We start from the raw sequence: 20,106 nt of genomic DNA, 5'->3' as shown, positions 1-20,106 counted from the left end.
GGTGCTCGCGGCGCTCAGTCGACGCCGTGGTCGCGGAACGCCGCCCGCTTGAGCGGCGGCACGGCCTCGAACAGCCGCAGCACCGACTTGAACGCCACCCGGCCGAGCGCGTTGCCCGACACGAACTGCCGCGCGCTGCGCAACGACGCCGCCACCGCCGCGAACCCGTACTCGCGCATCCGCCGCTCGTAGTCCGCGACGGCGTCCACCGGCTCCCGCTCGGTGAGGTTGCGGCACAACGTCATCGCGTCCCGCAACGCGACGTTCGCCCCGATCCCGCGCATCGGCGTCATGCTGTGGATCGCGTCGCCGAGCAGCGTGACCGTGGTCGCGGGCCACGGGGCGACCGGCGCCGACGTGCGGATCGGCCACCGCGACACCGAGTCGTGCGGCGACTCGCGCACCACCCGCAGCAGGTCCGGGTGCCAGCCCGCGACGGCGTCGGCCACCACGTCGCGCGGCGGACGCCCCGGCGGCAGCACCAGGCCGTCCGCCGCGTAGGCCCACATCAGGTAGCCGTCGCGGCCGTCGCCGGCCGGCTCGTGCGGCGCGAGGAACATCCCGGCCGCCGCGCGCGGGATCACCGAGTGGGCGTGCGCGACCAGGTTCGGCGGCAGCCAGGCGCGGGTGCGCGGGGTCAGCGGCAGCCTGCCCGCGACGGCGGTGATGCCGGTGTCGACGCGCTCGGCGTGCGGCAGGTACTGGGCCCGCACCGCCGAGTTCGCGCCGTCCGCGCCGACCAGCACGTCGCACCGGGTGCTCGTGCCGTCGGCGAAGTGGACCGCGACGCGACCGTCCACGTGCTCGTAGCGGGTGAACCGCCGGCCGAACTCGACCACGTCGTCCAGGCCGGTCAGCAACACCTCCCGCAGCGTGATCCGGCTGACCGAGTGGTGGCCGCGCGACGGCTCGCCGGCCGGGTTGTCCACGGTGAGCAGCCGGCGCAGCCGCTCGTCCACGAACCCGAACCCGTCGCCGCCGCGCCCGGTCGTGGCGACGAACCGCTCCCACAGCTCCGGCGGCAGGCACTCGTGCAGCGCCCGAGCGCCGACCGGGTTGATGTGCAGCCGATACCCCTGCAGGCGGTCGGTCGGCGTCACGTCCCGCTCGTGCACCGACACGCTCACCCCGTTCCGCCTCAACCCCTGGGCCAGGCACAACCCGCCCACACCGCCGCCGACGACCGCCACGTGAAGACTCATGCGGACCACTATCATCCGTCTGGATGATTAAGTCAACCTTACGGCTGATAAGCGACGATCGGCTACCGTGTGCCGCGTGCCCCGCCGCTCCCCCGACCCCGCCGAACGCAAGCGCGACCCCGAGCGCACCAAAGCCCGGATCCTCGAAGCGGCGACGGCCGAGTTCGGCGCGAAGGGCTACGCGGCCGCCCGGGTGAGCGCCATCGCCGACCGGGCGGGCGTGAACAAGCAGCTGATCTCGTACTACTTCGGCGGCAAGGAAGGGCTCTACCGGGAGTTGGCGGGACGCTGGCACGAGCAGGGCGGGCGGCTCGCCGAAGGTCCGCTGGCCGAGGTCGTGCGCGGGTTCGTGCTGTCCACGCGCGAGCAGCGCGACTGGGCGCGGCTGATGGTGTGGGAGAACGTCTCCGGCGACGACACGCCGGACGAGGGCGACGGGGACTTCCTGCGTGCCCGGGTCGACGCGCTACGCGCGCGGCAGGAAGCCGGCGAGATCCCGGCCGACCTCGACCCGGCGTGCCTGCTGCTCGCCCTGACCGCCGCCGCGAGCGCGACCCTGTTCCTGCCGAAGGTGGCGCGCCGCATCACCGGGCAGGACCCGGCGTCCGACGAGTTCACCGAGCACTACGCCGACCAACTGGCCCGCCTCGTCCGCCACCTCGACACCTGACCACCGGCCGCCCACCACCTGCGGCCCGGCCGCCGCCCACTCCGGGCTAACCGTTGTCCGAGGCCGCCCGGAAGCCCGCCAGGTACGCGCGCAAGCCCCGCTGGCCGCTGCGCATCATCAACTCGTGGTTCGCCTTGAGCAGCGGTCGGCCGAGCAGGGCCAGGCGGCGCAGCAGCGGCTTGCGCACCACCACCTCCTGGTCGTAGACCAGCCGCGACCCGGCGCCCTGCGCGAAGACGCGCCAGCTCACCGTGCCGTCCAGGTCCCCGACCAGGTCGGCCCGCAGCAGCCCCGCCTCCGGCTCCCGGGCGTTGTGGTGCGCCTCGAACACCAGCTCGTAGGGCAGCACCGACCGGCACCGCAGCTCGGCCGCCTGCTCGGCGACCTGCCGGGCGTCGCGCACCTCGCGCCACCAGCTCGGGTAGCTCCCCAGGTCCGCGAGCACCTCGAACGCCCGCTCGGGCGGGCAGTCCACGGACCAGACACTGCGGAAGCGGTAGGCGTTCAGCGGCATGCCGCCAGGGTTGCCCACGACGGCGGCCGATCCAACCTCCGCCGGTCAGCCGGCCACGGCCGCGGCGGGCAGCACCTCCCGCAGGAACTGGCCGGTGTAGCTCTGCTCCACCGCCGCGACCTGCTCCGGGGTGCCCTCGGCCACCACCGTGCCGCCGCCCGAACCGCCCTCCGGACCCATGTCCACCAGCCAGTCCGACGTCTTGATCACGTCGAGGTTGTGCTCGATCACGATCACCGTGTTGCCCTTGTCGACCAGCCCGTTGATCACGCCGAGCAGCTTGCGGATGTCCTCGAAGTGCAGACCGGTGGTCGGCTCGTCCAGGATGTAGACCGTCTTGCCCGTCGAGCGCTTCTGCAGCTCCGCCGCCAGCTTCACCCGCTGCGCCTCGCCGCCCGACAGCGTCGGCGCGGGCTGGCCCAGCCGCACGTAACCCAGGCCCACGTCGACCAGCGTCCGCAGGTGCCGGTGGATCGCGTTGATCGGCTCGAAGAACTCCGCCGCCTCCTCGATCGGCATGTCGAGGACCTCGGAGATCGTCTTGCCCTTGTAGTGCACTTCCAGCGTCTCGCGGTTGTAGCGGGCGCCCTTGCACACCTCGCACGGCACGTACACGTCCGGCAGGAAGTTCATCTCGATCTTGATCGTGCCGTCGCCCGCGCACGCCTCGCAGCGCCCGCCCTTGACGTTGAACGAGAAGCGGCCCGGCTGGTAGCCGCGCACCTTCGCCTCGGTGGTCGCCGCGAACAGCTTGCGGATGTGGTCGAACACGCCCGTGTAGGTCGCCGGGTTGGACCGCGGCGTGCGGCCGATCGGCGACTGGTCGACCTGCACCAGCTTGTCCACCTGGTCCAGGCCCCGCACCCGGGTGTGCCGGCCCGGCACCTGCCGCGCGCCGTTGAGCTTGTTCGCCAGCACGGTCGCCAGGATGTCGTTGACCAGCGTGGACTTGCCCGAGCCGGACACGCCGGTGACCGACACCAGGCAGCCCAGCGGGAACGACACGTCGATGCCGCGCAGGTTGTGCTCCCGCGCGCCGACCACCGTGAGCTGCCGCTTCCTGTCCACCTTGCGGCGCGCGGCGGGCATGGCGATCTCCTTGCGCCCCGACAGGTAGGCGCCGGTGATCGACTCCTTGTTCTTCAGCAGCTCCCGGTACGGGCCGCTGTGCACGACCTTGCCGCCGTGCTCGCCCGCGCCGGGGCCGATGTCGACCACCCAGTCCGACGTGCGGATCGTGTCCTCGTCGTGCTCGACCACGATCAGCGTGTTGCCCAGGTCGCGCAGCCGGGTCAGCGTCTCGATCAGCTTGTGGTTGTCGCGCTGGTGCAGGCCGATCGACGGCTCGTCCAGCACGTACAGCACGCCGACCAGGCCCGAGCCGATCTGCGTGGCGAGCCGGATCCGCTGCGCCTCACCACCCGACAGGGTGCCCGACGCGCGGTCCAGCGACAGGTAGTTCAGGCCCACGTCGAGCAGGAAGTGCAGCCGCGCCTGGATCTCCTTGAGCACCGCGCCCGCGATCATCGCCTCGCGCTTGCCGAGCTTGAGCCCGTCGAGGAACTCCGAGCACTCGGCCACCGACATGGCGCACACCTCGGCGATCGACTTGTCGCCCTTGCGCGCGTGGTGCAGCGTGACGGCCAGGATCTCCGGCTTGAGGCGCGTGCCCTGGCACGCGGGGCACGGCACCTCCCGCATGTAGCCCTCGTACTTCTCCCGCATGTACTCGGACTCGGTCTGCTCCTGCCGCCGCTCCAGGAACGGGATCACGCCCTCGTAGTTGGCGTAGTAGGAGCGCTCGCGGCCGTAGCGGTTCTTGTAGCGGACGTTGACCTGCTCGTCCACGCCGTGCAGCACGGCCTTCTGCGCCTTGGCGGGCAGCTGCCGCCACGGCGTGTCCATCCGGAACCCGATCGCGAGGCCCAGCGACTCCAGCAGCCGGGTGAAGTACTCGGCGGTCTGCCCCGACGCCCACGGCGCGATCGCGCCCTCGGCCAGCGACAGCTCGTCGTCCGGCACGACCAGCTCCGGGTCGACCTCCTTGCGCACGCCGATGCCGGTGCACGCGGGGCACGCGCCGTAGGGCGAGTTGAACGAGAACGACCGCGGCTCCAGGTCCTCGATCGCCAGCGGGTGGCCGTTCGGGCAGGCCAGGTTCTCGGAGAAGCCGCGCACCCGGCCCGGGTCGCCCTCCGGGACGTCCACGAACTCCAGCTCGACCAGGCCGTCGGCCAGCCGCAGCGCCGTCTCCACCGAGTCGGTCAGCCGCTGCTTCGCGCTCGCCTTGACGCTCAGCCGGTCGATCACGACCGCGATGTCGTGCTTCTCCTGCTTCTTCAGCTTGGGCACCTCGCCGAGGGCGTGCACCACGCCGTCGACCTTGGCCCGGGAGTAGCCCTGCGACTGCAGGGTGGAGAACAGGTCGAGGTACTCGCCCTTGCGACCGCGGATGACCGGCGCGAGCACCTGGAACTTGGTGCCCGGCTCCATGGCCAGCACCTGGTCCACGATCTGCTGGGGCGTCTGCTTGCTGATCGCCTCGCCGCACGTCGGGCAGTGCGCCTTGCCGGCCCGCGCGTAGAGCAGGCGCAGGTAGTCGTAGACCTCGGTGATGGTGCCCACGGTCGACCGCGGGTTGCGGCTGGTCGACTTCTGGTCGATCGACACCGCGGGCGACAGGCCCTCGATGAAGTCGACGTCCGGCTTGTCCATCTGGCCGAGGAACTGCCGCGCGTACGCCGAGAGCGACTCCACGTAGCGGCGCTGGCCCTCGGCGAAGATCGTGTCGAAGGCGAGGCTGGACTTGCCCGAGCCGGACAGCCCGGTGAACACGATGAGGCTGTCCCTCGGCAGGTCGAGGTCCACCCCTCGCAGGTTGTGCTCGCGCGCGCCGCGAACCACAAGCCGGTCGGCCACAACGGTTCCCTTCGGTTCTCCGGACATCCCCCGAACAGGCGTTCGAAAAGCGTAGCGGACCACCGCGTCGGCCCTGTCGGGGGAGGCGTGACCCATGCTAGGGGCGCGCACCGACAACACCGTGCCGGGCACTTCCCACGATCGTGCGCCAACGGCTCTACCGGTCGGTAGTGAACGCCCCTACGCTGGGGTGATAGGCCGTTCGGCCGCATACGCCGGGATGAGGTGCCCATGAGCTTCGCCGATGCCGCCCAGGTCCGATCCGCCCAGACGAGCGTACCCGCGCCGCGCGAGCAGTCGGCCGCGGTCCAGGACGCGGTCGCCGGGCTCGCCGAGGTCGACCGGGCCACGCGGGTGTTGTACGAGGTCGTCGCGGGCCTCGACCTGCCCGCGCTGCGCGGGCCGAGCCTGCTGCCCGGCTGGAGCCGGGCCCACGTGGTGACGCACCTCGCCCGCAACGCCGACGCCCTGGTGAACCTGCTCACGTGGGCCAAGACCGGCGTCGAGCACCAGATGTACCCGAGCGCGGCGGACCGGGACGCCGACATCGCCGAGGGCGCGGCCCGGCTGCCCCAGCTGCTGCGGGCCGACCTGGACGCGGCGTGCCAGCGGTTCGCCGCGTTCGCCCGCGACCTGCCGCCCGGCGCGTGGGAGGCGGAGGTCGCGCACCCGAGGTCCGGGCCGTTCCTGGCGCACCGGGTGCCGTGGCTGCGGTTGCGCGAGGTGTGGTTCCACCTGGTCGACCTCGACTGCGGCACCGGGTTCGAGGACCTGCCGCCGGAGCTGCTGGAGCACTTCCTGGAGGACGCCGTCGGCCAGTACGCCGACCGGGCCGACGTGCCGTCCGCGCGGGTCGAGGCGGTGCTCCCGGACGGCCGTCAGCGCAGTTGGGCGCTCACCGCGGCGGACAGCGCGACGTCGCCCGCGGTGAGCGGCGCGGCGGCCGACGTGCTGGCGTGGCTGACCGGCCGCCAGAGCGGCGCGCGGCTGAACGGGACGGCGCCGACGCTGCCCAAGTGGCTCTGAGCGGCGTGCAGGCGGGCGGTGAGCAGCAGGCCCGCCAGCGCGGGCCGGCTCGCCGTCAACGCCCGGTGCGCGGGGCGTTCGACGAACTTCGTGAGCAGCCAGCCGAGGACGACGGCGGTGCCGGTGAACGCCGCCAGCTCGCCCCACGGCCCCCAGTGCGGCGCGACCATCGCCATCACGACGTAGCCGATCTCCTGGTGCACCAGGTACACGCCGTACGAGATGCCGGCCAGCCACCTGACCGGTCGGGCGAGCAGGCGCAGGGGCGCGACGTCCCAGTCCCGGCCGCCCGCCGCGGCGCACACGCCGATCAGCAGCACGCCCAGGCCGACGGTCGAGGCGAAGTCGGCGCTGTGCACGGCCTGGGCCAGCAGCGCGGCCGTGAGCAGGGCGAACAGGTGCCGGTCGCCGACCCGGCCGCGTGACCAGAGCCAGATGCCGACGCCGATGGCGAACAGCTGCGCGCGGTGCACGCCCAGGCCGTCGTAGAAGGTGCGGACGAGACCGGGTTCCTCCGTCCACGCCCGGAGCACGAGCGGCCCGACGACCAGCGCCCACGGCAGCGCCCCGACGGCCCGGCCGCGGACGCGGGAGACCAGCAGCGCGCCCGCGACGAAGCCCGTGACCTGCACCGGGAGGGTCCAGTAGGAGAAGTCGACCAGGCGCACGTCCGGCACCCAGTTCTGCAGCATGAGGGCGTTGAACAGCAGGTCGCGGGGTTCGAGGTGGCTCCAGCCCTCGGGGGCGACGTGGCGCAGGACGAGGTAGGTGCAGGTGGCGGCGACCACGTAGGCCGGGATCAGGCGGGCCAGGCGGTTGCGCAGGAAGCGGCGGGGTTGGCCCTTGGCCAGGGAGGCGCACGCGAAGTAGGCGGAGAGCACCACGAGCGCGCTCGCGCCGAATTCGAGGCTGAAGACGAAGGACGGTCGGCTGAGTTCGGCGTGGACGGACGGGCCGGCGTGGGTGGCGTGCTGGAGGAGCACGCACAGCACGGCGAGGATGCGCAGGACGTCCCAGTTGATCCGACGGTTGGTAGGCACGAGGTGGAAGAACCCTAATCAGACGACATCGGTGGAGCGGCGGAGACCGTTAACAACCCTAGGGGGTCGACCTGTGGGGATCCTGAAGGGTGCCGGGTCGGCTACGGTCGGCCGTTGTGGACGTACTAGAGGACTACACGGGGCACGTGTCGCCGGGCGGCCCGGCGACCCGGCGCACGCTGGACGCGCTGACCATCACGAAGGTCTCGGTCGGACCGATGGACAACAACGCGTACCTGCTGGTCTGCCGCGCGACCAACGAGGGCCTGCTCATCGACGCCGCCGCCGACCCCGAGCGGCTGTCCGACGTGGTGGGGCACTCGGTGGACCGGCCGAGGCTGAAGACCGTGGTGACCACGCACCAGCACGGCGACCACTGGGGCGCGCTGGGCGCGGTGGCGGGCGCGAACGGCTCGAACACGGTCGCGCACCCGGCGGACGCCCACGTCCTGCCGATCCCGCCGGACTTCCTGGTCGAGCACGGTGACACGGTGCACGTCGGCGCCGTGCCGCTGGAGGTCATCCACCTGCGCGGCCACACACCGGGCTCGATCGCCCTGCTGTACCGCGACCCGACGGGCCACCCGCACCTGTTCACCGGGGACTCGCTGTTCCCCGGCGGCGTGGGGAAGACCACGTCGCCGGAGGACTTCACCTCGTTGATCAACGACGTGGAGTCGAGGATCTTCGACGCCCTGCCGGACGACACCTGGTTCTACCCCGGGCACGGGGACGATTCCACCCTGGGGCGTGAACGACCACATCTGACCGAGTGGCGTTCGCGCGGCTGGTGACCGACGGCCTGTGCACGTGAGCCCGCGGGCCAATCGCCGGGAAAGCACCCGGCGGTTGGCCGCGTTCCGAGCGGTGGTTGGTTCAATGACTCCATGACGCAGGCCGGTGCGACTGGCGCCACCATCCGCTTGTTCCTCGTCGATGGCACACCCCAAGGCATACGGCTCGTCGAGCGCAGCCAGTGGACAGGGGTGTGCCTGGCCTTCTCCCGGGCCGACTACGCCCGTGCGCGCCTCCGCAACGAGTTCGGGCGAACCGGGGTCTACCTGCTGACCGGCCCGGACCCGGATGGCCAGGGGCCCGACGTGCTCTACATCGGGGAGGGGGACGAGGTGGCGGTACGACTCGACTCGCACCAGAGGTTGAAGGACTTCTGGACGAACGCCTACGTGCTCACGACCACGGACGACTCCCTCAATAAAGCACACATCCGATACCTCGAAGCACGACTGGTGGACATCGCCAGAGCCGCGAAGTCCGTTCGGCTCGACAACTCCAGGATTCCCGCCATCCCGTGGCTGAGCGAGCCCGAAGTGGCCGACATGGAGGCGTACCTCGCCAACATGCTCATGATACTTCCCATTGCCGGAGTGCATGCTTTTGAAATTCCGATTTCCACCGAGGAAATCAGGAAGAACGAAGGGGCCGATACGACCGCAGTCCGCACGAGATACTTCCTCAATACCAAGCTCACCACTGCGGAAGGGGTCGAAGACCCTCGGGGCTTCACCGTTTTCGAGGGCGCGCTCGGACGCCTGGCAACGGTGACCATGACACCCGGATATCACGCGCTGCGGGAGAAACTGCTGGCAGAAGGCGTACTGGCGGAACACGGGCAGGATCAGATCCGCCTGACCAGGACGTATGCGTTCGACAGCCCGTCGAGCGCGGCGAGCGTGCTGGCCGGGGGCAGCAAGAATGGCCGCATCGAGTGGCGGGATGCCAGAGGGCGGACGCTCCGCGAAAATCAGGAGGGCTCCGCAGAAGAGTCTGTGGTCACGACACCCCCCGATCACGGAGGGGAAACCGCTTGACCGGGTCACCGTCCACGTCAGGAGAAGAGTAGGTATCGAGGACTCGCTGTTCCCCGGCGGCGGGGGAAGACCACGTCGCCGGAGGACTTCACCTCGTTGATCAACGACGTGGAGTCGAGGATCTTCGACGTGCTGCCGGACGACACCTGGTCCCACCCCGGGCATGGGGTCGATTCCACCCTGGGGTGGAATGGCTTCACCTGGGCGAGTGGTGTTCGCGAGGCTGGTGAGCCAGGCCCTCGTGCGGTTGACGCCGACCTCCACGCGGCGGCCAACCGCACGTCCGAGGAGTGGTGCAGCCTGCCCTCAGTAGCCGTTGCCGAGCTACAGGGGTCCCATACGCTGTTCGAAGAGATCATGCGCCACCGATGGGCTTGACCTCATGAGTGTCGGCAGCTGCCGTCATCGGCATTGCCGCCGCAGTTCGGGCGGCGCCGTGATTCCGGAGTGCGGTCGCTCAAAACTGCTCGATCACGAGCTCCACGTACGAGCTATGGCTGTTGAAGTTGACGACCTGCAGCCAGAAGGTTTTGTGGTCAGTGGTCTTGAAGCACAACCTCTGGTTGTTGGCCGTGATTTTCGCCGGGGACGAGGGATGGTTCCCGTCAGCGTAAAAATCCGACGTGCACATGTCGCGCATCGCACCCAGGCCTTCCGGATTGGTCCAGGACACTTCCAGGAAACCGGACGGCGCCCACAGCTCAAAACGCGAAATCAGGCGAAGGTCGTCGGCCTCGGCAAGTTCGTTGACCTTATGCGCTTTCGGCGTCGACACATCGACGTCGATTCCGTAGCCGACACCCAGCCGGATTGGCGACCCCCGGCCTTCCGGTGTGGCTGTGCCCTGAGTACTGCTGACGACCCGGCTCGTGGTCGGCGGCGGACTGGTGGTGGTCAGCACCTGCTGCCCATCCGTCGTGACCTTGTGTGTCATCGTCTGCCGAGTGGTCGCCACGATCAACACGATCGCCGCGATCAAGCTGACGGCGACGACAGTGAGAGCGACGACACTGCGTCGGTCGTAATGATGGTTCCCGATTTCGACGCGTTCCACGGTGCCGGCGAGCACCGCGTTGTGGGCTTCGCCGGACATCTCGTTGCGGGTCTCGACCCCGCGCTCGTTCTGGCCTATTCGAGCAGTATCGCAGACGCCGAGCGCCTCCACTACGCAATTCTGCGGAGATTCCTTTCGCCCAATACGCCATTCGGATCCGTCGCCGGTTGGCGGAGCGTCACGGAAACGCGGCCATCTTCGTCGCCTTCTACCGCTGAGGCGGTCGCACTCCAGAGCCGAACGGTCACCGCCGATCGCCGGTGGTATGGGCAAGACCACGTCGCCGGAGGACTTCACGTCGTGATCAACGACGTGAATTTCGCGGCACCCCCGCCACGCCTCGCACGCGCTAATTCGTGGAGTTCGCCCGCCCCGTCAACGCGGTCACGCGCACGTCCTCGATGAACGGCGCGTGGGGTTCGATGGCGTGACGCACCCGGTCGGTGAAGGCGGCGCGGTCCGGCGGGGGCGGGAGGCGGTCGACGGGGAGGGCGGAGAGGACGCCGCCCACCACGGACTCCAGGTCGAGCGTGCCGCGGTACCGGACCTCGTGCGTCCGGACCTCGAACCCGGCCGCGGCCAGGCTCGTCCGGTAGCGGTTCCGGCTTTCCTCGTCCGTGCCGCACGCGTGGCCGGACGGGGTGCCCAGCCACTCCTCCAGGCACCCGCGCAACGCGCGCGACCAGTCGCTCCCCTGCTGCCACAACGGCGTCCCGTTCGTCAGCACCGCCACCCCGCCACCCGGCCTGACGAGCGAGGACACCGCACGGAACAGGTCGTCGTGACGCATCCAGTGCAGCGCCTGGCCGATGGTGACCACGCCGACCGACCCGTCGCCGAGCACCCCGCGCAACGCGGGCACGTCCGCGTCCGTCCCGACCACCCACGCGATGTTCGCCGCCCCGCCCTCCTCCGCCGCACGGCGGGCGTGCGCCAGCATGTCCGGCTCCGGGTCGACGCCGACCACCGCGCGCACCCGGGCCGCGAGCGGCACGGTGACCTGGCCCGTGCCGCAGCCCAGGTCGACCGCGACGTCGTCCGCCGTGAGCCCGAACACCTCGACCAGCGCGTCGAACACCTCCGCCGGGTAACCCCGCCGGTACCGGTGGTAGAAGTCCGCGACCTCGCCGCTGAAACCCAGTGCCATGGCGACAGCGTCCCCCCGGACCGCGGTGCCCGCGCAACGGATTGCGCTGTGGGCGCAACGCGCTTCGGTATCTTTCGCCGCATGAAGCAGGTGGTGGAGATCTACACCGACGGCGCGTGCAGCGGGAACCCCGGGCCGGGCGGCTGGGGCGCGGTGCTGCGGTACGGGGCGCACGAGCGCGACCTGTACGGCGGGGAGTCGGAGCCCACCACGAACAACCGCATGGAGCTGATGGCGCCCATCCGCGCGTTGGAGACGCTCAAGCGCCCGTCCGCCGTGCGGATCTACACCGACAGCACGTACGTCCGCAACGGCGTGCTGTCGTGGATGGCGAAGTGGAAGGCCAACGGCTGGCTGACGGCGGGCCGTCAGCCGGTCAAGAACGAGGACCTGTGGCGACGCCTGGACGCGGCCGCCGCGCCGCACCGGGTCGAGTGGCACTGGGTGAAGGGGCACGCCGGCCACCCGGAGAACGAGCGCGCGGACCGGCTCGCGGTCCGCGGCGTGCGCGCCGCGATGGAGTCGGACCTGCGGGCGGAGGACGTGCACGACGGGTGAGGACCGCCGGTCACAGCCAGCCGCGGTCGTGCGCGATCAGGTACGCCTCGGACCGGCCGGCCGCGCCGAGCTTCGCCACGGCGGCGGACAGGTGGTTGCGCACCGTCCCGACGGACAGGTGCGTCCGGCGGGCGATCACCGCCACCGGCGTGTCGTACTCCGCCAGCCGCAGCACCTCCAGCTCGCGCGGCGTGAGCGGGCACGGCGGCGTGGTCAGCGCGTCGGCCGCCAGCTCCGGGTCGACGTACCGGCCGCCCGCGCGGACCCGCCGGATCACGTCGGCCAGCGTGCCGCCCGGCGAGCCCTTGGGCAGGAACCCCTTCGCCCCGGCCGACAGCGCCCGGTGCAGGTGCGGCGGCTTGCCGCGCCCGGTCAGGATCACCACCGCGCACCCCGGCAGCGCCGAGGCCAGTTCTGCGGTCACCTCGAACCCGTCCAGCGTCGGCAGCTGCAGGTCCACCACGGCCACGTCCGGGCGGTGCGCCAGCGCCGCGCGCACCGCCTCCCGGCCGTCCCCGGCCTGCGCGACGACCTCGATGTCCGGCTCCAGCCCGAGCAGCGCCGCCACCGCGACCCGGATCAGCTCCTCGTCGTCGGCCAGCAGCACGCGGATCACGACCGCACGGACGCCACCAGCGTGAACACCCCGTCCTCCTCCCCCGCGCGCACCGTGCCGCCCACCCGGGCCAGCCGCTCCGCCAGCCCGTCCAGCCCCGACCCGTGCCCCCGCGCGCCGGACGCGCCGTCGTTGGCCACGGTCAGCCGCACCTCGTCGGGCGCGACCACGACGTCGATCGTGCACCACCGGGCGCGGCTGTGCCGCAGCACGTTCGTCCCGGCCTCCCGCAACGCCCACGACAGCTCCCGCGCCGCGGGCGGCAGGTCCGGGGGCACCGACACCGCGCACCGCACCCCGGACGAGGTCAGCACGTGCTCGACGGCCGCGACCTGGTCGCCCAGCTCCACCGCCCGGTAGCCGTGCACGGCCTCCCGCAGCTCCGACAACGCCGACGCGGTCAGCGCCCGCACCTCGTCGGCCTCCGCGGCCGCCCGGTCGCCGTCCACGGCCGCGAGCCGCGCGGCCAGCTCCGCCTTCAGCGCGATCACGGTCAACCGGTGGCCCAGCAGGTCGTGCACGTCCCGCGCGAACCGCAGCCGCTCCTCGACCACCGCCAGCCGCGCCCGCGCCTCCCGCCCCCGCTGGGCCTGCACCACCAGGCGCCACAACCACACCGGCAGCACGTGCATCGTCGCCAACGCGGCGCCGACGGCGGCGGCGATCACCAACGCGCGCAACGGTTCGGCGGCCACCGCCACGGCGACCGCGACCACCGCGGGCGCCGCCACCCACCACCACCGCACCAGCACGGGCAGCGTGCCGACCAGCGCCGCGCCCACCCACGCCCAGGTGTCCCACCGGCCCGCCGCCACCGGCGCGAGCAGCGGCACGGACAGCACCGACGCCGCCACGAGCGCCGCGTCCCACCGCGCACGCGCGACGCCGGGCGTCACCGCCGCGTACAACGCGCCCGCGTGCGCCACGCCGAACAGCACCGCGCCCACCAGTCCGGCCACCGCGCGGTCGGGCCGGGGCTCCAGCAGCACGCCGATCCCCGGCCCGACCAGGCTGGTCGACCACGCCACGCCCAGCGACACCAGCGTGAGCACCCGCGCCCGTCGCATCACACGCCCCTCCAGCCCCGACACCCGACGTGCTCGGCCGCCGCCACCGAGGTCCCCCACCTCGAGGTGTTCCTCACCATGCCAGGGACACCCCCACGAACGCGTCCACCACGGCGCACGCGAGCGCGTACCACGTCGGCACGACGAGGCGGGCGCGGAAGTGCGCCAGGTCCCACGCGGCGTGCGCCAGCCAGCCCGCCGCCACCAGGCGCCGGCCGACCTCCGGGTCCACCAGCAGGGCCACCGCCGCCAGCGCGCCGAACCCGACCGCGCCCGCCACCTGCGCCCACACCACCCGGGGCCGGCGCAGCTCGCCGCGCACCAACCCGATGACCAGGTACGCCAGCGCGCACGCGACCAGGCCCCACGTGCCGAACCCGGTCCGGTCGCCGACGCCGTCGGCGACGATCGCGATGCCCAACGCGGTCGACACCGCGAGGGAGATGATCGATGATCGCTTCACGGGGACCACCGTGCGGCCGACGGCGCGCAACCCCCACCCCCGCGGTGTCACGGCCGACCCGTGAAGAACGCACGGGCCGACCGTGAGCCCTAACGCAGCACGGTCGCCAGCCGCCGCATCCCCTCGCGGATCCCCTCGACCGCGTTGGTGGTGAACGACAACCGCAGCGTCGACCGGTCCGGCCCGGTGGCGTAGAACGCCGCGCCGGGCACGAACGCCACGTCGCGCCGCAACGCCTCGTGCACCAGCTCGCCGGTGTCCACCCCGCCCGGCAGCGAGACCCACACGAACATGCCCCCGTCGGGGTCGCTCCACCGGGCGCCGGGCGGCACGGTCGACGGCAGCGCGTCGACCATCGCGTCCCGCCGCTCGCGGTAGGCCGCGCACAGGCCGCGGATGTGCTCGTCCAGGTCGTTCGCGGCCAGGTACTCCGCCGCCGCGGCCTGGTCGACGGCCGACGTGTGCAGGTCCGCCGCCTGCTTCACGACCACCAGCGTGCGCATGATCGACTCGGGGGCGCGCAGCCAGCCCAGCCGCATGCCCGGCGCGCCGACCTTGGAGAAGCTGCCCGTGTAGAGCACGCGGTCGCTCATCGACGCCAGCGGCGGCACCGGCTCGCCCCGGTAGCGCAGCTCGCCGTACGGGTCGTCCTCGACCACCCACAGGCCGTGCCGGTCGGCCAGCGCGGCGACCTCGGCCCGCCGCGCGGCGTCCAGCGTCCGGCCGGTCGGGTTGGCGAACGTCGGCACCAGGTACAGCAGCGCGGGGCGGTCCCGCTCGATCACCTCCGCCAGCGCGGCCGGGTCCACGCCCCGGTCGTCGCCCGCGACGGGCACGACCCGCGCGTCCGCGAGCCGGAAGCACTGCAGCGCGGCCAGGTAGGTCGGCTCCTCGACGGCGACCACCGCGCCCGGTTCCAGCAGCGCGGTCGCGACCAGCCCCAACGCCTGCTGCGAGCCGGAGGTGACGAGCAGGTCGCCCGCGGCGGTGGGCAGGCCGCGCCGCGTGAGGCGGTCGGCGACCAGGCCGCGCAGGGCCGCGTCGCCCTCGGTGGGCGCGTACTGGAGCGTGCGGCGGGACAGCGCCCGGTCGTAGGCCGAGCGCAGGCCGTCCACGTCGAACAGGCCGGGCGCGGGCAGGCCGCCCGCGAACGAGATGACCTCGGGCCGGGAGGTGAGGGCGAGCAGGTCGCGGACGGGCGAACCGGTGAACACGCGGGGCACGGGAGGGCTCCTCGGGATCGTCGAGCGGGACGTCACGCGGTCGTGCCACGCGGAAGAGGGCTGCACTGGGGTCGAGGCGCCGCTTTCATCCTAACGTGTGACGTGTGGACGTGGACCTGGAATCTCACCGGGTGGCCCTGACCGGCTACTGCTACCGCATGCTCGGCGGGCCGTTCGAGGCCGAGGACGCCGTGCAGGAGACGTTCGTGCGCGCCTGGCGCGCCACGTTCGACCCGGGCCGGGGGTCGCTGCGGGCGTGGCTGCACTCGATCGCCACCAACGTGTGCCTCGACATGCTGCGCAGCGCCCAGCGGCGGGCCACGGCGATGGACCTGTCCTCGCCCGCCGCGCCGGGCGCGCCGCTGGGCGAGCCGCTGCCCGACGCCGCGTGGGTGCACCCCGTGCCGGACGCGCTGGTGCTGCCCGCCGACGAGGTCGCGGTGGGGCGGGAGACGGTGCGGCTGGCGTTCGTGGCCGCGCTCCAGCACCTGCCGCCCCGGCAGCGGGCCGTGCTGATCCTGCGGGACGTGCTGTGCTGGCGGGCGTCCGAAGTGGCCGCGCTGCTGTCCACAACGGTCGCTTCGGTCAACAGCGCGCTGCAACGCGCGCGGGCGACCCTCGCCGACCGGCGGCCCGCGCCGCCGCAACCGTTCGACGCCGGGTTGCTGGAGCGCTACACGACCGCGTTCGAACGGCACGACGTGGCCACGCTGGTGGCGTTGCTGCACGAGGACGCGACGATGACCATGCCGCCGTACACGTGGTGGCTGCGCGGGCGGGACGCCATCGCGGCCGCGTTGGCGTACCCGGGCAGCGGCTGCGAGACCGCCCGGCTGTTGCCGACGCGGGCCAACGGCGGGCCGGCGTTCGGCCAGTACCGGCCCGGCGACGACGGCGTGCTGCGGCCGTTCGCGCTGGTGCTCGTGGAGTTCTCGGGCGAGCGGATGACCGGCTCGACCACCTTCCTGGGTGATCGCCTGTTCCCGCTCTTCGGCCTGCCGATGAGTTTGCCGGCCCCCTCCCGTACGAGTAGGTGAGACCACACGGGAGGACCTGATGTACGAGACCGTCAACGGCGTGCGCACCTGGCACGAGGTGCGCGGCGAGGGCGAGCCGCTGGTGCTGCTGCACGGCGGGTTCAGCGACTCGCGGGACTTCGCGCCGAACCTGGCGCGGCTGGCCGACCGCTTCCGGGTGCACCTGGTGGACCGCCGGGGCCACGGGCGGACGCCGGACGTGCCCGGACCGGTGTCGTCGGCCGTCCTGGCGGGCGACGTGATCGCGTACCTGGAGCAGGTGGTCGGCGGCCCGGCGCACCTGGCGGGCTACAGCGCGGGCGGCGTGGTGGCGCTGGGCGTGGCGCAGCGGCGGCCCGACCTGGTGCGCAAGCTCGTGGTGCTGAACTCCGGCTACGCCAAGGACGGGTGGGTCTTCCTGCCGCAGCCGGGCGGCGAGCTGCCGGCCGAGGTCGCCGACCGGTACGCCGAGGTGTCGCCGGACGGCCGCGACCACCTGCCGGTGGTGGTGGAGAAGTTCGCGCGGGCGGCGCACGACCCGGAGGTGGTCGACCTGGCCGCCATCACGTGCCCGACGCTCGTGCTGGGCAGCGACGACGACATCGTGCACCTGGAGCACACGATCGCGATGTACCGGGGCATCCCGGACGCGCAGCTGTGCGTCCTGCCGGGCACCTCGCACCTGATGCCGTTCGAACGGCCCGACGAGTGCGTGGCCGCGGTGGCGGACTTCCTGACCACCACACCCGCGCCGCTGATGCCGATCCGCCGGGCGGTCGCGTGACCGGTTGAGCCTATATGCCAGCACGGCTATATTGCCGTCATGGCATCTACGTTCGCCGTGCTCGCCGACCCGCAGCGGCGGCGCATCCTCGACGTGCTGCGGGACGGCGAGCGGCCGGTCAACGAGCTGGTCGACGGGCTGTCGGTGAGCCAGCCGACGGTGTCCAAGCACCTGAAGGTGCTGCGGGAGGCCGGGCTGGTGGAGGTCCGGCGGGACGCCCAGCGGCGGCTCTACCGGCTGCGGCCGGGGCCGCTGGCCGAGGTCGACGCCTGGCTCGCGCCGTACCGGCGGATGTGGGAGGACAGCCTCGACGCGCTGGAACGGCGACTGGACGGGATGGGCTGATGGGCACCGAGCTGGGCTGGATCGACGGCAAACCCGTGCTGAGGTTCGAGCGGGTGCTCGCGCACCCGCCGGAACGGGTGTGGCGGGCGGTCACCGAGCCCGCGGAACTGGCGCACTGGTTCCCGGCGGAGGTGGCGGTCGACGGGCGGGCGATGACGTTCGCCTTCCCCGACCAGGTCACCACCGGCGAGGTGCTGGAGGCCGACCCGCCCCGGGTGTTCGCGTTCCGCTGGAACACCGACGTGCTGAGGTTCGAGCTGCTGCCGCACGAGCGGGGTTGCCTGCTGGTCTTCACCCACGTGCTGGGCGACCGGCACGGCGCGGCGCGCAACGCCGCGGGCTGGGACACGTGCCTGGCGGCGCTGGAGGCACGCCTGGCCGGCCGGGCGTTCGAGCCGCCGGCGGACGTGCTCGGGGCGATGGAGCGCTACGTCCGCGAGTTCCGGCTCGACGAGGGCCGGTGCCACGACGGCGTGGTGCGGTTCGTCCGCGACCTCGTCTGGCGACCGCTGGGCGAGGTGTGGGCGCTGCTCACCGAGGGCGGGGACGGCGTGCCCACCCGCGCCGCCAACCCGCACGTGCCGCCCGGCCCGCTGGTCGAGCGGGTCGAGCCGCGCGTGCTGGCGTTCGACTCGCCGGCGGGCCGGGTCCGCTGGGAGTTCCGGCACGACCCCGACCTGGGCACGACGGTCGAGCTGACGCACGCGCTCGCCGACCCGGCGTTCGCGCCGCGGGCCCTCGCGGCGTGGCACGCGCACCTGGAGCTGTTCTTCGCCGCGACGTTCGGCGAGATCCGCTGCCCGTGGCCGGAGGACCGGTTCGCCGAGCTGGTGCGCCACTACCGCAGCTGAGCGTCCACCCGGGCCAGGTGGTCGCGGCCGAACGGCCCGTTCTCCAGCCCGTCCACCAGCGCGTCGGGCAGGTCGGCGCGGATCCCGGCGGACCGCGACGCGGCGGCCAGGGCGACGGTGGCCACCGTGTCGACGTCACCGGTGAAGGCGACGCACTGGCGCAGCACCGCGCTCAACGAGCCGCCGCCCGCCAACGCGGTCAACGCGGCGCGCACGCTCTCCACGCCCTTCGACCCGACCGCGCCGTGCCACGGCCGCGCCCACACCGCCGACCCGAGCCGGTCGGCGATCCACGCGCCGACCTCCGCCACCGGCCCGAGCCCGTGGTGGCAGTAGTGCACGGCCAACGCCGCCGCCCGCGCCGCCGCGACCCCGTCCGGCGTGTCGTGGGTGACCCTGGCCTGCACGTCGGTGAGGTGCAGCACCTCGTCCGCGGTCGGCAGCAGCCCGGCCGGCGAGGCCCGCATCGCCGCGCCGCTCTTGTCGCTGTCGGGGCGGATGCGCGCCAGGAACTCGGCGCCGGTCCGCACGGTCGCGAGGAACGCCCGGAAACCCCGTGCGTAGCCCTCGCGCGGGTCGCGGTGGAACGCGTCCACGAACGCCGAGGCCACCGTCTCCGGCGTCCACGGCGCGCCGGACACCCGCAGTTCCGCCAACGCCAGCGTCATCTGCGTGTCGTCGGTGTAGGAGCCGGGCCGGATGCCGTGGTGACGCGGGTGCCGCACGTACCCCGCGAGGGTGTTGTGCCTGGTCACGAAGGCCGGTTCGGCGTACTCGAAGCCCGCGCCGTACGCGTCCCCGATGGCCAGTTCGACGAGCATGCGGCACACGTTATCGGCGGCGTTATAACCGGTTCGAGATATCCCTAATCACCCGATCGAGTGGTACGAATCTCGTGACCCGAGACACCCCTGTGCGCGAGTGATCGCGTGTCTTAGGAATCGAGGAAACCCTTGCGAACCACCAGGTTGATCCCTGCGCTCGCAGCGGCGTTGCTGTCCCTGCTCGCCCTCGTCCCGTCGGCGTCGGCCACGCCGGCGTCGCAGGACGGCGGCGTGACGCCGTACATCATCGGCGGCGGCTACGCGAGCAACGCGCCGTGGGCCGCGCGGCTGTTCTCCAACGGCAGGCAGACGTGCAGCGCGACGATCATCGCGCCCACGTGGATCCTGACCGCGAAGCACTGCGTCAGCGGCGGCGGGCTGTCGTTCCGCATCGGCAGCCTCGACCAGACCTCCGGCGGGACGGTCGCCAACGGCGTGCAGACCTACACCCACTCCTCGGACCTCGCGCTGGTCCGGCTCGACCGCTCCGTGTCCGCGACCTACGCGCGGCTCGGCCAGCCCGGCTCGGTCACCGTGGGCCAGACCGTGCAGGTCTACGGCTGGGGCGCGACGTCCCAGTGCGGTTCGGAGATCAACTGCCAGTCGCAGTACCTGAAGGTGGCCAACGTGGTCGTCACCGGCGGCTGCACCGACGCCTACGGCGGCAACGCGATCTGCGCGCGGCGCGGCGACGGCATCACCGCGGGCGGCGACTCGGGCGGCCCGATGATGGCGGGCGGCGCGCAGGTCGGCGTCGCGTCCACCAGCGACCGGCAGACGACCACCGCCTACACCAACGTGACGCGGTACCGGTCCTGGATCCAGTCCATCGCCGGCGTCTGATCACACCACGGGGCCGGGGGGGGGCGGGCGGCGGGGCCGCCGCGGGGGGGGAGCGGAACCGGGGGGAGGGGGTGGGCCGCCCCCCGCGCCGGGGCGGCGCGCCCCCCCCCCCCCC

General features: G+C 72.6%; 20 protein-coding genes and 2 pseudogenes. 11 read left to right on the top strand and 11 right to left on the bottom strand.

Going from position 1 to position 20,106, the window contains the following annotated elements; all coding sequences use genetic code 11:
- Positions 1-14: 14 nt before the first annotated feature.
- The gene (locus ACFXGA_RS14490; RefSeq protein ID WP_378087865.1) at positions 15-1,202 is read right to left on the bottom strand and encodes an FAD-dependent oxidoreductase; all 1,188 of its coding nucleotides are present in this window, start codon (positions 1,200-1,202) and stop codon (positions 15-17) included.
- A 76-nt stretch (positions 1,203-1,278) separates the two neighbouring features.
- Between ACFXGA_RS14490 and ACFXGA_RS14485 the strand changes: the two genes are divergently transcribed.
- Positions 1,279-1,872: a TetR/AcrR family transcriptional regulator gene (locus ACFXGA_RS14485; protein WP_378087863.1), complete on the top strand. Its 594-nt coding sequence runs from the start codon at positions 1,279-1,281 to the stop codon at positions 1,870-1,872.
- Between the two features lie 46 nt (positions 1,873-1,918).
- Here ACFXGA_RS14485 and ACFXGA_RS14480 read toward each other — a convergent pair whose 3' ends face one another.
- Together ACFXGA_RS14480 and uvrA are read right to left on the bottom strand one after the other, a co-directional pair.
- On the bottom strand, positions 1,919-2,386 hold the full coding sequence (locus tag ACFXGA_RS14480; RefSeq protein WP_378087861.1) for an SRPBCC family protein: 468 nt from the start codon (positions 2,384-2,386) through the stop codon (positions 1,919-1,921).
- A gap of 45 nt (positions 2,387-2,431) precedes the next feature.
- The gene (gene uvrA, locus ACFXGA_RS14475; RefSeq protein ID WP_378087859.1) at positions 2,432-5,305 is read right to left on the bottom strand and encodes an excinuclease ABC subunit UvrA; all 2,874 of its coding nucleotides are present in this window, start codon (positions 5,303-5,305) and stop codon (positions 2,432-2,434) included.
- 231 nt (positions 5,306-5,536) lie between these two features.
- Between uvrA and ACFXGA_RS14470 the strand changes: the two genes are divergently transcribed.
- The gene (locus ACFXGA_RS14470) at positions 5,537-6,331 is read left to right on the top strand and encodes a maleylpyruvate isomerase family mycothiol-dependent enzyme (protein ID WP_378087857.1); all 795 of its coding nucleotides are present in this window, start codon (positions 5,537-5,539) and stop codon (positions 6,329-6,331) included.
- 101 nt (positions 6,332-6,432) lie between these two features.
- On the opposite strand, the pseudogene ACFXGA_RS14465 reads toward ACFXGA_RS14470, so the two are convergent.
- Positions 6,433-7,371 (bottom strand): annotated as a pseudogene (locus ACFXGA_RS14465) (acyltransferase family protein); the annotation flags it as partial.
- A 116-nt stretch (positions 7,372-7,487) separates the two neighbouring features.
- On the opposite strand from ACFXGA_RS14465, the gene ACFXGA_RS14460 reads away from it, so the two are divergent.
- The 3 genes and pseudogenes from ACFXGA_RS14460 to ACFXGA_RS14450 all read left to right on the top strand — a co-directional run.
- Positions 7,488-8,165, top strand: coding sequence for an MBL fold metallo-hydrolase (locus ACFXGA_RS14460; RefSeq protein WP_378087856.1), 678 nt, complete (start codon positions 7,488-7,490; stop codon positions 8,163-8,165).
- A gap of 93 nt (positions 8,166-8,258) precedes the next feature.
- Positions 8,259-9,200: a GIY-YIG nuclease family protein gene (locus ACFXGA_RS14455; RefSeq protein WP_378087854.1), complete on the top strand. Its 942-nt coding sequence runs from the start codon at positions 8,259-8,261 to the stop codon at positions 9,198-9,200.
- A 40-nt stretch (positions 9,201-9,240) separates the two neighbouring features.
- A pseudogene (locus ACFXGA_RS14450) lies at positions 9,241-9,430 on the top strand (MBL fold metallo-hydrolase); the annotation flags it as partial.
- A gap of 227 nt (positions 9,431-9,657) precedes the next feature.
- On the opposite strand, the gene ACFXGA_RS14445 reads toward ACFXGA_RS14450, so the two are convergent.
- Both ACFXGA_RS14445 and ACFXGA_RS14440 read right to left on the bottom strand, forming a co-directional pair.
- Positions 9,658-10,365 carry a hypothetical protein gene (locus ACFXGA_RS14445; RefSeq protein ID WP_378087852.1) on the bottom strand — a complete coding sequence of 236 codons (708 nt, stop codon included), beginning with the start codon at positions 10,363-10,365 and terminating at the stop codon, positions 9,658-9,660.
- Positions 10,366-10,603: 238 nt separating this feature from the next.
- Positions 10,604-11,401: a class I SAM-dependent methyltransferase gene (locus ACFXGA_RS14440; RefSeq protein WP_378087850.1), complete on the bottom strand. Its 798-nt coding sequence runs from the start codon at positions 11,399-11,401 to the stop codon at positions 10,604-10,606.
- A gap of 81 nt (positions 11,402-11,482) precedes the next feature.
- Between ACFXGA_RS14440 and rnhA the strand changes: the two genes are divergently transcribed.
- On the top strand, positions 11,483-11,959 hold the full coding sequence (rnhA, locus tag ACFXGA_RS14435; protein WP_378087848.1) for a ribonuclease HI: 477 nt from the start codon (positions 11,483-11,485) through the stop codon (positions 11,957-11,959).
- Positions 11,960-11,969: 10 nt separating this feature from the next.
- Here rnhA and ACFXGA_RS14430 read toward each other — a convergent pair whose 3' ends face one another.
- The 4 genes from ACFXGA_RS14430 to ACFXGA_RS14415 form a co-directional block, all read right to left on the bottom strand.
- Positions 11,970-12,575 carry a DNA-binding response regulator gene (locus ACFXGA_RS14430; protein WP_378087846.1) on the bottom strand — a complete coding sequence of 202 codons (606 nt, stop codon included), beginning with the start codon at positions 12,573-12,575 and terminating at the stop codon, positions 11,970-11,972.
- Positions 12,572-13,642 carry a sensor histidine kinase gene (locus ACFXGA_RS14425; RefSeq protein WP_378087844.1) on the bottom strand — a complete coding sequence of 357 codons (1,071 nt, stop codon included), beginning with the start codon at positions 13,640-13,642 and terminating at the stop codon, positions 12,572-12,574. Before ACFXGA_RS14425 ends, ACFXGA_RS14430 begins: the two co-directional genes overlap by 4 nt.
- Before the next feature lie 73 nt (positions 13,643-13,715).
- On the bottom strand, positions 13,716-14,105 hold the full coding sequence (locus ACFXGA_RS14420; protein WP_378087842.1) for a hypothetical protein: 390 nt from the start codon (positions 14,103-14,105) through the stop codon (positions 13,716-13,718).
- An 89-nt stretch (positions 14,106-14,194) separates the two neighbouring features.
- Positions 14,195-15,328, bottom strand: coding sequence for a PLP-dependent aminotransferase family protein (locus tag ACFXGA_RS14415; RefSeq protein WP_378087840.1), 1,134 nt, complete (start codon positions 15,326-15,328; stop codon positions 14,195-14,197).
- A 110-nt stretch (positions 15,329-15,438) separates the two neighbouring features.
- Here ACFXGA_RS14415 and ACFXGA_RS14410 point away from each other — a divergent pair, with 110 nt between their 5' ends.
- The 4 genes from ACFXGA_RS14410 to ACFXGA_RS14395 are packed head-to-tail and all read left to right on the top strand — an operon-like array spanning position 15,439 to position 18,324.
- Entirely contained in the window at positions 15,439-16,365 is a 927-nt protein-coding gene (locus ACFXGA_RS14410) for a sigma-70 family RNA polymerase sigma factor (protein ID WP_378087838.1), read from the top strand.
- Between the two features lie 19 nt (positions 16,366-16,384).
- On the top strand, positions 16,385-17,128 hold the full coding sequence (locus ACFXGA_RS14405) for an alpha/beta fold hydrolase (protein WP_378087836.1): 744 nt from the start codon (positions 16,385-16,387) through the stop codon (positions 17,126-17,128).
- A 39-nt stretch (positions 17,129-17,167) separates the two neighbouring features.
- Entirely contained in the window at positions 17,168-17,473 is a 306-nt protein-coding gene (locus ACFXGA_RS14400; protein WP_378087834.1) for an ArsR/SmtB family transcription factor, read from the top strand.
- Positions 17,473-18,324, top strand: coding sequence for an SRPBCC family protein (locus ACFXGA_RS14395; RefSeq protein ID WP_378087832.1), 852 nt, complete (start codon positions 17,473-17,475; stop codon positions 18,322-18,324). The genes ACFXGA_RS14400 and ACFXGA_RS14395 overlap by 1 nt, the downstream gene beginning before the upstream one ends.
- On the opposite strand, the gene ACFXGA_RS14390 is transcribed toward ACFXGA_RS14395, so the two are convergent.
- Complete coding sequence (locus ACFXGA_RS14390; protein ID WP_378087830.1) at positions 18,312-19,145, bottom strand: ADP-ribosylglycohydrolase family protein; 834 nt, start codon at positions 19,143-19,145, stop codon at positions 18,312-18,314. The two genes, ACFXGA_RS14395 and ACFXGA_RS14390, sit on opposite strands and share 13 nt — an antisense overlap.
- Positions 19,146-19,277: 132 nt before the next feature.
- On the opposite strand from ACFXGA_RS14390, the gene ACFXGA_RS14385 reads away from it, so the two are divergent.
- Positions 19,278-19,991 (top strand): S1 family peptidase, encoded by a 714-nt coding sequence (locus ACFXGA_RS14385; RefSeq protein WP_378087828.1) that lies wholly within the window; start codon positions 19,278-19,280, stop codon positions 19,989-19,991.
- Positions 19,992-20,106 lie beyond the last annotated feature (115 nt).

This window comes from Actinosynnema sp. NPDC059335 (assembly GCF_042752395.1).
GTDB lineage: Bacteria > Actinomycetota > Actinomycetes > Mycobacteriales > Pseudonocardiaceae > Actinosynnema.
This window is presented reverse-complemented; position numbering and strand designations above follow the sequence as displayed.